Origin of the sequence: Sphingorhabdus sp. (assembly GCF_044354325.1) — a bacterium.
Classification (GTDB): Bacteria; Pseudomonadota; Alphaproteobacteria; order Sphingomonadales; family Sphingomonadaceae; genus Sphingorhabdus_B.
In genome coordinates this window covers 1-11,250 of sequence record NZ_JBILAF010000068.1, presented here as the reverse complement: position 1 = coordinate 11,250, position 11,250 = coordinate 1, and the positions used below count along the sequence as shown (strand labels likewise).

11 protein-coding genes are annotated in these 11,250 nt (G+C 55.6%); 3 read left to right on the top strand and 8 right to left on the bottom strand.

Features of this window, described 5'->3' with window-relative positions:
• Positions 1 to 71: 71 nt before the first annotated feature.
• Genes moaC through ACIQ0G_RS07385 form a run of 7 tightly spaced genes read right to left on the bottom strand, consistent with a single transcriptional unit; the run spans position 72 to position 7,435 of the window.
• Positions 72 to 539, bottom strand: a complete 468-nt coding sequence (gene moaC, locus ACIQ0G_RS07415) for a cyclic pyranopterin monophosphate synthase MoaC (RefSeq protein WP_397577352.1) — start codon at positions 537 to 539, stop codon at positions 72 to 74.
• Positions 532 to 1,314, bottom strand: coding sequence for an indole-3-glycerol phosphate synthase TrpC (gene trpC / locus ACIQ0G_RS07410; protein WP_397577351.1), 783 nt, complete (start codon positions 1,312 to 1,314; stop codon positions 532 to 534). Before trpC ends, moaC begins: the two co-directional genes overlap by 8 nt.
• Complete coding sequence (gene trpD, locus ACIQ0G_RS07405) at positions 1,314 to 2,309, bottom strand: anthranilate phosphoribosyltransferase (protein ID WP_397577350.1); 996 nt, start codon at positions 2,307 to 2,309, stop codon at positions 1,314 to 1,316. The genes trpC and trpD overlap by 1 nt, the downstream gene beginning before the upstream one ends.
• Positions 2,306 to 2,890 carry an anthranilate synthase component II gene (locus tag ACIQ0G_RS07400; protein WP_397577349.1) on the bottom strand — a complete coding sequence of 195 codons (585 nt, stop codon included), beginning with the start codon at positions 2,888 to 2,890 and terminating at the stop codon, positions 2,306 to 2,308. Before ACIQ0G_RS07400 ends, trpD begins: the two co-directional genes overlap by 4 nt.
• A 42-nt stretch (positions 2,891 to 2,932) precedes the next feature.
• Complete coding sequence (locus tag ACIQ0G_RS07395) at positions 2,933 to 3,997, bottom strand: alpha/beta fold hydrolase (RefSeq protein WP_397577348.1); 1,065 nt, start codon at positions 3,995 to 3,997, stop codon at positions 2,933 to 2,935.
• A gap of 35 nt (positions 3,998 to 4,032) precedes the next feature.
• A complete protein-coding gene (locus ACIQ0G_RS07390) occupies positions 4,033 to 5,508 on the bottom strand; it encodes an anthranilate synthase component I family protein (protein ID WP_397577347.1) in 1,476 nt (491 codons plus the stop codon).
• Positions 5,495 to 7,435 (bottom strand): SurA N-terminal domain-containing protein, encoded by a 1,941-nt coding sequence (locus tag ACIQ0G_RS07385; RefSeq protein WP_397577346.1) that lies wholly within the window; start codon positions 7,433 to 7,435, stop codon positions 5,495 to 5,497. The genes ACIQ0G_RS07390 and ACIQ0G_RS07385 overlap by 14 nt, the downstream gene beginning before the upstream one ends.
• A 154-nt stretch (positions 7,436 to 7,589) precedes the next feature.
• On the opposite strand from ACIQ0G_RS07385, the gene tpiA reads away from it, so the two are divergent.
• The 3 genes from tpiA (at position 7,590) to ACIQ0G_RS07370 (ending at position 10,510) form a co-directional block, all read left to right on the top strand.
• Positions 7,590 to 8,336 (top strand): triose-phosphate isomerase, encoded by a 747-nt coding sequence (gene tpiA / locus ACIQ0G_RS07380; RefSeq protein ID WP_397577345.1) that lies wholly within the window; start codon positions 7,590 to 7,592, stop codon positions 8,334 to 8,336.
• 84 nt (positions 8,337 to 8,420) lie between these two features.
• Positions 8,421 to 8,774 carry a preprotein translocase subunit SecG gene (secG, locus tag ACIQ0G_RS07375; RefSeq protein ID WP_397577353.1) on the top strand — a complete coding sequence of 118 codons (354 nt, stop codon included), beginning with the start codon at positions 8,421 to 8,423 and terminating at the stop codon, positions 8,772 to 8,774.
• Between the two features lie 101 nt (positions 8,775 to 8,875).
• Positions 8,876 to 10,510 carry a CTP synthase gene (locus ACIQ0G_RS07370; RefSeq protein ID WP_397577344.1) on the top strand — a complete coding sequence of 545 codons (1,635 nt, stop codon included), beginning with the start codon at positions 8,876 to 8,878 and terminating at the stop codon, positions 10,508 to 10,510.
• 151 nt (positions 10,511 to 10,661) lie between these two features.
• Here the strand turns inward: ACIQ0G_RS07370 and ACIQ0G_RS07365 are convergent, their stop codons facing one another.
• Complete coding sequence (locus tag ACIQ0G_RS07365; protein ID WP_397577343.1) at positions 10,662 to 11,147, bottom strand: Hsp20 family protein; 486 nt, start codon at positions 11,145 to 11,147, stop codon at positions 10,662 to 10,664.
• Positions 11,148 to 11,250 lie beyond the last annotated feature (103 nt).

The following is an 11,250-nucleotide window of genomic DNA, read 5'->3' as shown; positions in this document are numbered from 1 at the left end:
GAGTTCCAGTTCGACAGAGGGCAGCGGCGAAGCCAGCGCCAATAATCTGGCCTGCGCTTCGGCGACCGAAATCATGCGTGCCAATCGCCCGATTTGCCGCCCGTTTTGGAGAGCAACCGGATGCCCGAAATCACCATCGATTTATCGAGCGCCTTTGCCATGTCGTACAGCGTGAGCAAGGCAACGGACACAGCGGTCAAAGCCTCCATTTCGACACCCGTCGGACCATTTAACCGCACACGCGCCTCTGCGCGAATGCCATGGTCTTCAAATTCAAACGCGATGGCAATTTTGGACAGCATGAGCGGGTGGCAAAGCGGTATAAGTTCGCTCGTCTTTTTTGCGGCCATGATGCCAGCAATCCGCGCGGTTCCCAGCACATCGCCTTTTTTGATATTGCCCGCGCGCACAGCCTCAAGCGCCTCAGCGGACATAGTGATGCGTCCTTCAGCAACCGCCTCTCTAGCGGTATCCGCTTTGGCCGACACATCGACCATATGTGCGGCGCCATCGGCACCCAGATGCGTTAGATCAGCCATGTCCGGTCAATAACCGCTGTGTGGCAAGTTGAACGTCGGCGTTCCGCATCAGGCTTTCGCCGACCAAGAATGTGTTGACCCCAGATGTGGCCATACGCTGGCAATCGGCGTGCGTCGAAATGCCACTTTCGCACACCAATAAAATGTCCGCAGGCACATATTTTGCCAAACGCTCAGTCGTGGCCAGATCGACGTCAAATGTCTTCAAATTGCGGTTGTTCACGCCGACCAATTTCGATTTCAGATGCGTAAGCGCCCGGTCCAATTCGGCCTCATCATGCACTTCCACAAGGACATCCAGCCCTTCAGCAAAAGCTGCATCTTCGATTTCGACCATGGCCACATCGTCCAATGCCGCGACAATGATCAAAATGGCATCACCGCCCATTTGGCGCGCTTCGGCGCACTGCCATGGGTCAACCATGAAATCCTTTCGGATAACCGGCAGGTCGCAGGCGTTGCGCGCAGCGATGAGATAATCCTCATGCCCCTGAAAATAAGGCGCGTCGGTTAGAACCGACAGGCAAGCCGCGCCACCCGCCTGATAGGCCTTTGCATGTGCTGCAGGATCGAAATCTGCGCGGATCAGGCCTTTTGACGGGCTCGCCTTTTTGATTTCCGCAATCAACGCAATGCCCGATGCGCTTTTGGAACGCAGCGCCGCTTCGAAGCCACGCGGCGGGGATGGGGCAGGCCAGTGCGACACGCCCTTCGGCTTTCGTTCGGCCACTTCCATGCGCTTGGTCGCGCAGATTTCTGCAAGCTTGTCGGCCATCAATATTTCACCCAACAGTTCAGCAACGCATTGGCAAGACCCTTGTCGATTGCCTCTGCGGCCTCTTCAACCCCATCGGGCATGGTTTCAACAACGCCAGCGACCAACAAAGCCTCCGCGGCATTGAACAGGACGGCGTCGCGATACGCGCCATGTTCGCCCAGCAACAATTTACGCAGTTCAGCCGCATTATGCTGCGCATCGCCGCCGCGAATGGCGTCAACCGGATGCACAGGTAGGCCGGCATCAGCGGCGGTGGTACGCTGGAAACGGACACCTTCGGGTTCGACCACGGCGACTTCGTTGCCGCCGGCCAAGCTTAATTCGTCAAGGCCTTCATCGCCCGAAATGATCCGCGAATGTTCGGTGCCAAGGTGATGAAGTGCCTCAGCATACACAGGGACATATGCAGGCCGCGCAATGCCGATCAGCTGGCGTTTTACGCGTGCCGGGTTGGCAAGCGGGCCCATCAGATTGAAAATCGTGCGTTGCCCGATGCGTTGGCGGATCGGTTGAATCCGCTTCATCGCAGGATGATGGTTCGCGGCGAACAAAAAGCAAATGCCCAAGTCTTTCAGCGTTTCTTCCGCCATGCGCCCCGCGCGTTCCATGTCGAGACCGAGGGCCTCAAGCGTATCTGCCGCACCTGCTTTTGAAGAGGCTGCACGATTGCCATGCTTTGCAACAGGAACCTCGCATGCCGCGACCACAATTGACACGGCGGTAGAAACATTAAGCGTATGATGCCCATCACCACCCGTGCCACAGACATCAATCGCGCCTTTGGGGGCATCAATGGGGATCAGCCGTTCACGCATAGCTTGCGCAGCGGCGGCAATTTCCACCATCGTCTCGCCGCGCGCGGTGAGCGCAACGAGGAACGCCTGTATTTCATCTTCGGAGGCGCGTGCATCAAGAATGTCCGCAAAGGCCTGTGCCGCCTCATCATGGTCAAACAGATGCTGCGGGTCGGGAAGGGGACCAAAGGGGTTCATGCTCTGTCCTTCACGGCCATACCGGCAATGCGCATGAAATTGGCCAGCATCGCGTGGCCATGTTCGGTAGCAATACTTTCGGGATGGAATTGAACGCTGTGGATGGGCAGCGTGGCGTGGCGAAAGCCCATGACATGGCCGTCATCGCTGGTTGCATTAATGACAAGGCTCGGCGGCACATTTTCGACGATAAGCGAATGATAGCGCGTTGCCTGAAACGGGGACGGCAGACCTTCAAACAATCCGCTCCCGTCATGTGTGACGGGCGATGTTTTGCCGTGCATCAATCCGCCGCGCGCAACGGTGCCGCCGAAATGCTGCCCAATGGTCTGGTGCCCCAAACAAACGCCCAGCAATGGCTTTCCAGCTTCCGCGCACGCCGCGACGAGCTCAAGGCTCACGCCCGCTTTATTCGGCGTTTTCGGCCCGGGCGAAATGAGAAAAGCCTCCGCACCCGACGACAGAGCCTGTCCCGCTGACATATCATCGTTGCGAACGACCTCAACCTCAGCGCCAAGCTCCATCAGATAATGGACGAGGTTCCACGTAAAGCTGTCGTAATTGTCGATGACAAGGATCATGGGCGATGCCCTAGCGGCTTTAACCCGCGGTTGGAAGAGGCACTATTGCGCAAGCAATTTTGCCAGTTCCTCCTTCCAGAATTTGGCCCAACTATGCGTTCCATGGCCCTTTGTTTCTTTAGACGCAGGGATGAGGATGAACTTTGTCGTGGGCATCTGTTTCATGGCAGTTTCCGTGATGCCATAATTGGGCGGGTTGATGAAATCATCGGCCGAGTTAATCCATAATGTCGGAGCCTTGATCGCTTCAAGCGTTGGCCAAGGGTTGTAGTTCCGCGATGAATCCAACTGATAGATGATGTCATTTGCATCGTTGCGGGTAACTATCCGCGCGAAGGCTTCATCTGTAAACGCCTCCGCCGCGGCGCGGGTCGGATATTGTGCCTGCAACGCCAACGGATTTGCGCCCGCTATTAGGTTAAGGCTCGCTGCCGTGCGCAGTCCGGATAATGGCGGCGCTGTATAGTTACCATTGTTCCAAGTGGGATCAGCTTTGATCGCATCCATCGAAAGCTTGCGCCACATGCGATTTTGCCCAGCGATCTCGACAGGGAGGCATGCAAATGGTGCAAGCTTCTCGACGGCGTCGGGGTAGGTCGCGCCCCACATAAATGCGTGCATGCAGCCCATTGAGGTCCCGAGGATTAACTTCAGCTTTTTCACGCCAAGCTTTTCGGTCACCAACCGGTGCTGCGCCGCGATCATGTCGGCATAGTCATATTTCGGAAACGCCATCCGAAGCCCGTCGCTTGGCTTCGTCGATTTTCCATGGCCGATATTGTCCGGCAGAATGATGAAATATTTGGATGTGTCGAGCACTTGGCCAGGACCGAAAAGTTCACCCGCAAATTGAGGCTGGAAAAACTGATGCCCCGTGCCGCCGGTGCCATGAAGGATCATCACGGCATTGGTGACGTTACCCTTCGCGTCGCGCTTTGGCGTGCCGAGCGTTGTATAATGAATTTTGAGTTCTGGCAGACGTTCGCCATTGGCAAAAGTAAAGTTCGCGAAGACCGCGTCAGCCTCTGCGGGAGGCGTTATTTCAGCTTTGGCCGGAGTGTGAATTGCGGACAATAATGCCAGTGAAGCTATCAGAAATTTACGCATGGATACTAGCTAACGACCTTTCCGTAGTCGTCAAGCTACTGTCCGAATTTTGCTTCACCCGCGACACGAAAAGCCTCCCGCGCAGCTGCAATCAGCGCACCGGCCTTTGCCTCGCACTCGCGCTGCTCATATTCGGGGTTGCTGTCCGCCACGATACCGGCGCCGGCCTGTACATGAAGGACACCGTCTTTGACGATGCCAGTCCGCAAAACGATGCAGCTGTCCATATCGCCATTGGGCGAGAAATATCCAACGCCGCCCGCATAGGCTCCGCGGGTTTCTGGTTCGAGTTCGGCAATAATTTCGCAGGCGCGGACCTTGGGCGCACCTGAAACAGTGCCAGCGGGAAAGCCTGCGAACAAAGCGTCGATGGCGTCTTTATCGTCAGCAAGTTCGCCGACGACATTGGAGACGATGTGCATCACATGGCTGTAAAATTCGACCATATAGCTGTCGGTTACGGTGACACTTCCGCCTTTCGTTACGCGGCCAACATCGTTTCTGCCCAAGTCCAACAGCATCAGATGTTCCGCGCGCTCTTTGGGGTCAGCCAACAATGACGCCCGGTTTTCAGCGTCTTCGATGCTGCTCTTGCCGCGCGGGCGCGTTCCAGCGATTGGCCGGATTGTTACCTCGCCGCCGCGCGCGCGGACCAATATCTCCGGACTGGAGCCGATCAGCGCAAAGCCGGGAAGATCGATGAAGTATAGAAATGGCGAAGGATTAATCCGGCGCAAAGCGCGGTACAAATGCACAGGCGGCAGATCAAACGGTGCGGTAAAACGCTGGGCAAGCACGACCTGAAATATATCGCCTGCCTCAATATAATCTTTGGCCGACGCAACCATCTGGGCATAGCGGCCCTCGGGCAATACCGGCGTGAGCTTGATTTCGCGTTCTTCGGATACTGACACCGCGCCAGCAGACGGCACTTGGCCAAGGTTCAACAACCGCTCTGTCTCATCAAGGCGCTCATTCGCCAATGCCACTGCCTGTGGATCACCTAAGCCGGTCCAAACTGGCGAGACGAGGAACACTTCGTCTTTCAACCGGTCGAAGACCAAAATGACAGTTGGGCGGACGAATAGCATGTCCGGCAGCTCAAGCGCTGATTGCGGCGCGCGTGGAAGCTTTTCGACGAGGCCAATTGTCTCGTAACCAAAATAGCCAACCAAGCAGGCGAGGGCGGGGGGCAGCTCTTCGGGAACATCCATGCGGCAGTCCGCAGCGAGCGCGCGTAAAGCATCCAATGATGGCAGAGGAGAGGGCGCAAACGCGGTCCTGTCGGTCATCCACTGACTATTGATTTCGGCGCTATCGCCGGCCGCCCTAAACACCAGATCGGGTGCGATGCCAATCAGGCTATGCCGCCCGCGTGTTTCGCCGCCTTCAACCGATTCCAGGATGAAATCACCGCGCTCGGGTTCAAACAGCTTCAGCGCCGCTGATACCGGGGTTTCGGTATCAGCAATGCGCTTGCGCCATATGAGTTCGGGTTTAGTTGCCGTCACGGTTGGTTAGGCGAGTGCGCACTTCTGCGATCCCGTCGTCATTCTTTTCAACACCGGCATCTTTCGATGCAGCGACGATCAGCTGTGCGGCATATTCCTGCTGCAATATACCGGAAAGCTCCTGCTTGCGTGCACGAAGCAAATCCGCATTGCCGCTGGCGTTGCCTTTGATGACGTCGGTCAGGTACACCACATACCATCCGCGGTCGCCGCCTGCCTGAACAATTTTGGCGGTACCTTTTTTCATGGCGAACATGAGCGACAATGGCGGCGGGACGGGCTGGCCTTCGCGATAGAGATCCGCGCGCGTGCCGGTCAGCCGTTCAATCTGGGCACCTTGGACATTGGCCGCGGCAAGTGCAGCCTGAAGCGGTTGGCCGCTATCGACCAGCTTGCGCAAACGGTCCGCAGCAGCGCGCGCACCCTTTGCGCCTTCTGAAAACGCCCATTGTTGCTGAACCAAGGCGCGGACATCACCAAGCGGTGGCGGCGCTGCTTCGTCGTAATCGGCAACGGCGATCATCGCGAATTTCTCGCCGGATACCAACTCGATCAATTGGGCTTCACCGCTGGTTTCCATTTGGAACGCGGCGGGCAAAATGACCTGCATTTCCGGAATAGGCTTATATGCGGGGTTGGAGATATCCTGACCCGTCGCCAGCAATTTTGGCGAGGTATTCACGGACAGGCCATTTTGCTTGGCAATGTCAGCTATCGTTCCGCCATCCGCAAATGCATCTTCGATTTCCGAAGTCATTTCGGTCAGCATTTCTTCGCTGCGCGTCTGCAATAGTTCTTTTTCAATTTCCGCGCGGGCAGCGGCAAGTGATTTTGCAGCAACATTGTTCACGCTGTCGACGCGCGCAACGGTCCAGCCCAGCTTGCCGCGGGCTGGCTTTGCCAATGTACCCTGCTTTGCGGCAAAGACCGCATCGGCAACCGCAGCGGTGGCGGTACTGGCAAGGCTGCTTTTGGTGACGTTGGCGGTTGTCGTTACGGACAGACCCAAGCCATTGGCGACGTCGGCTAATGATTTGCCCGCCGCGACCTGGCCGATAACCGACTTTGCTGCAGCTTCCGTTGGCACGATCATCTGGCTGATGTTGCGGCTTTCCGATGCGGCGAACTTCGCGGCATTGGCTTTGTAATAGGCCGCGATGTCTGCCTCGGTCGGTTTTGCACGGCCTGCAATGATAGTCTTGTCAAAGATCGCGTAGCTGATTGCCCGTTTTTCAGGGATCGTGAATTTCGCGGCGTTGTCTGCATAGAATTTGGTGAGTGCCGCTGCGCTTGGAGGCGCCTTGGGCAAAAATGCGGTGGCTGGAATCGAAGCGATTTGTCCCGCACGCTGTTCAAGCATCAACGATGCATAAGGCAGAGCCATGCCATCGGGCGCCGCCGGACCGCTTGCCGCCGCCGGCAAGATTTGTTGCGCAAACAAATTCTGCGTCAGATCGTCGCGGATGGCTTTTTCACTGACACCAATTTGTTGGGCAAAGGCGCGAAAGGCGTCTGCACTAAACTTACCATCAAGCCCCATGGCACCGGGTATTTTGCGAATTTCCGAATCCACAAGACGCTTGCTGACGGCGACACCATATTCTTCACCAAACACAGTGATGGCGTAGCGGTTGATCAGCTGGTCGAGCGTTGAATCCAATCCACCACCTTCAACAAAACCGGCCATATTCAGCGTTGGGTTATTCTGACGTTCGGCTTTTAGCCGATTATCGAGCGCATCGTTCAGTTCACCCAATGTGATGTTGCGGTCACCCACGCGTGCAACGTTACCGCCACTCAAGCCACCAAAACTGCCTGATCCGGTCACATCGCCAAGCGCGAAGGCAATGGCAATCATCCCGACGAAAACCAACGCGAAAATTGCGCCGAATTTGGAGTTAATGAGCGAACGAATGGAGGTAATCATGAATTGCAATTTCCTGATATCACGGACTGGGCCGATTGTTGCGAGACGCTTTAGGCGGCAAGGCTTTGGCAATCAAGGGATAGACTTGCTCCGACTGTTGAAACCATGTCAGAGCCTTATCAAGATTCGCAAACCCCAATGATAGGATAATGGCATGCGTAAGTTGATTGTCGGAAACTGGAAAATGAACGGTGTGTCGAGCGATTTAGCCGAAATTGCCGCAATCGCAGAAAAATCTCTGAGCTATTCCGCTGTCGAATCCGCATTATGTTTGCCAGCAACCCTCATCAGCAGGGCGTGTGATAGTGTACAAGGCTTCCCAATCGGCGGGCAGGACTGCCACATGCAGCCATCAGGCGCGCATACCGGATGTGTGTCGCCGGATATGTTGGTTGATGCGGGGGCGTCTTTGACAATCGTTGGGCACAGCGAACGCCGCGCCGCACAGCATGAGCAGGATAACGACGTGCTGGCAAAGGCGGAAGCTGCGCACAAGGCGGGCCTGAAAGTCATCATCTGCGTCGGAGAAACGCTGGCTGAGCGGGACGCAGGCAATGCGCTAAACATTGTTTTGGGACAGGTTGCAGGTTCATTGCCCCAGAACATATCTGGCGACTGGTTGAGTGTCGCGTATGAGCCCGTCTGGGCCATTGGCACCGGGCGTATTCCGGAAATGGCGGGTGTACGGGAAATGCACGGCGCCATTCGTGCGGCGCTGGTCGATCGTTATGGTGTGGTCGGCGATGGTGTCCGGATTTTATACGGCGGGTCCATGAACGGAGACAATGCGGCCGAGCTTTTGGCGGTTGAAAATGTCGATGGCGGGTTGATTGGCGGGGCAAGTCTGACCTGCGCGAAATTCGAACCCATTTTAGCCGCAGCGCAAGCTTTCGGCGAATAGCATTGAAGAACGCTGATGCGCTCGCTATGTGGGCGCAACAACCGGCAACTTATTGCCTTTATTTATTCGGAATTCATCATGGGCATTTTCCATTTTCTTATCGTCGTTCAGGCCATTATCGCCGCCTCGCTTGTTGGCGTTATCTTGATGCAGCGTTCTGAAGGCGGCGGTTTGGGAATGGGCGGAAGCCCATCGGGATTGATGTCCGCACGTGGTGCCGCCGACTTTCTGACGCGTACCACCACCATTTTGGCGACCTTGTTTATTATCCTTTCGATTTCCTTGGCTTTCGTTGCTGCGAAAAAAGGTGGCACGGGCGAAATCGATAGCAGCCTTGAACGTACCGAAGTGCCTGCGACTCCGGCGGCACCTGTGACGACTGCACCAGCGGCTCCAGCTTCGGGGGCACCAGCAACCGAAGTTCCGTTGGATAAATAATCGCTTCGGCACCAAAAAACGTTTTTTGCACAGGTTATTTTTCCGTGAACGGATTCGTTCGCTTGTGTTTTCCCGTAAACGTGTCTTAAGCCTTTTCTCCCATGGCACGGTTCATTTTTATCACCGGTGGCGTGGTCTCCTCGCTTGGCAAAGGTCTTATGGCAGCATCGCTTGCTGCCCTGTTGCAGGCGCGCGGATACCGCGTTCGAATCCGGAAGTTCGATCCTTATCTCAATGTTGATCCGGGCACGATGTCGCCTTATCAGCATGGCGAAGTCTATGTGACTGATGACGGGGCGGAAACCGACCTCGACCTTGGGCATTATGAACGGTTTACGGGCGTTTCTGCGCGGCAGTCCGACAACATAACGTCGGGTCGCATTTATCAGACCATCATTCAAAAGGAACGCCGCGGGGACTATCTCGGCGCGACGGTCCAGGTCATTCCGCATGTGACAGATGCTATCAAGGAATTCGCAAAGGCGGATACCCAAGACCTTGATTTCGTCTTGTGTGAAATTGGCGGGACGGTCGGTGATATCGAATCTCTGCCCTTCATCGAAGCCATTCGCCAGCTGCGGAACGAGCTTGGCCGCGAACTTACCTTGTCCGTGCATGTCACGCTCGTCCCATATATTGCGGCGGCAGGCGAGCTGAAGACCAAACCGACGCAGCACAGCGTGCGCGAACTTACATCATTGGGTATTCAACCCGATGTCCTTTTGTGCCGTTGCGAACATCCGCTGCCGGAAAATGAGCGCGCGAAAATCGCGGCATTTTGTAACGTGCGTAAAGAGGCGGTTATTCCTGCGTTGGATGCGAAAAGCATTTACGCAGTTCCACTGCAATATCACGCCGAAGGGCTTGATAATGAAGTCCTGCGCGCGTTCGGGCTGGAATCAGGCGGTGAGCCTGATCTTAGCCGCTGGGATGATATCATTGACCGCCAGTTAAACCCCGAAGGTGAAGTCACCATAGGTGTTGTCGGTAAATATGTTGGCCTTGCCGACGCATATAAATCCTTGAATGAAGCACTAACGCATGGCGGACTTTCGAACCGCGTTAAGGTGAACATCAAGTGGATCGACGCTGAACTGTTCGAGCAATCAGAGCATAACATTGCCGCCGCGCTTGAACCGATGAACGCAATCCTCGTCCCCGGCGGATTTGGCGAACGTGGTTCAGAAGGCAAGATTGCGGCGGTCAAATTCGCCCGTGAGCGCGAAGTGCCGTTCTTTGGCATTTGTCTCGGCATGCAGATGGCGTGCATTGAAGGCGCGCGGAACACCGCGGGTATCTCCGGCGCATCAAGCACGGAGTTTGGCCCCACCACCGAACCAGTTGTTGGTATCATCACCGAATGGATGAGCGAAGAGGGCATCCAGAAACGTGAAACGGGCGGCGATCTTGGCGGCACGATGCGCCTTGGTGCTTATGATGCGAAGTTGGCCGGAAACAGCCATGTCGCGGGGATCTATGGCACGCAGGACATCTCTGAGCGGCATCGTCATCGCTATGAAGTCAATGTCCATTACAAATCTGCTTTGGAGCAGGGCGGCCTTGTGTTCAGCGGGATGTCACCCGACGGTGAGCTGCCAGAAATCGTGGAACGCCCCGATCACCCTTGGTTTATCGGGGTGCAGTTCCACCCAGAACTAAAATCGCGTCCCTTTGCACCGCACCCGTTGTTTGCGAGTTTCGTTGCTGCTGCGGTGAAACAAAGCCGACTGGTGTAGCGATTCGAGACGTTTTTATCGGCGCATTGGCATCGACGAAGCGGATCTTTTAAAGAATGTGCAAGCGCGGCTCACAGCCGTGCGGACCCATTGCGACCCGGGCTCATAATATGTGAAGGGGCGGACGAGCAATCGACCGCCCCAAATATATTTAGGCTGCGTTTGTGCCTTTTTTCTTGGCGCTTTCTGCGTGCTCAATCACATTAGGTGCAGTTTTGCCGCCGATAGCGATTTTGCGCGGCTTCAATGCCTCCGGCACTTCGCGCACCAATGATATAATCAAAAGACCATCGGCCATATCAGCGTCGGTCACATGAATATGGTCGGCAAGTTGGAAGCGACGTTCGAAATTGCGGCTTGCGATGCCCATGTGCAGAAAATCACGATTGTCGTTGCCTTCAGCCTGCTTGCTGCCCGTGACGATCAACAAATTTTGCTGTGCAACGATGTCTATCTCGTCGGACTTGAACCCGGCAACTGCGACGGTGACTTGATAGTCATTTTCGCCGGTGCGTTCGATATTGAAAGGCGGATAGTTTTCGTTGGTCGCTGCGCGCCCGGTGTTTTCGAGCAGTTCAAACAAGCGGTCAAAACCGACGGTGTTCCGGCGATACGGTGTAAAATCAAAACGTTGCATATCAAATTCTCCATCAAGCAATTTGGTGTGTGCCAACCCCGCAAGAGCAGCGGTCAGCTATGTCGTTTTGGAGCCTTTCGGCCTCCGCGTCATGAGATGGGGA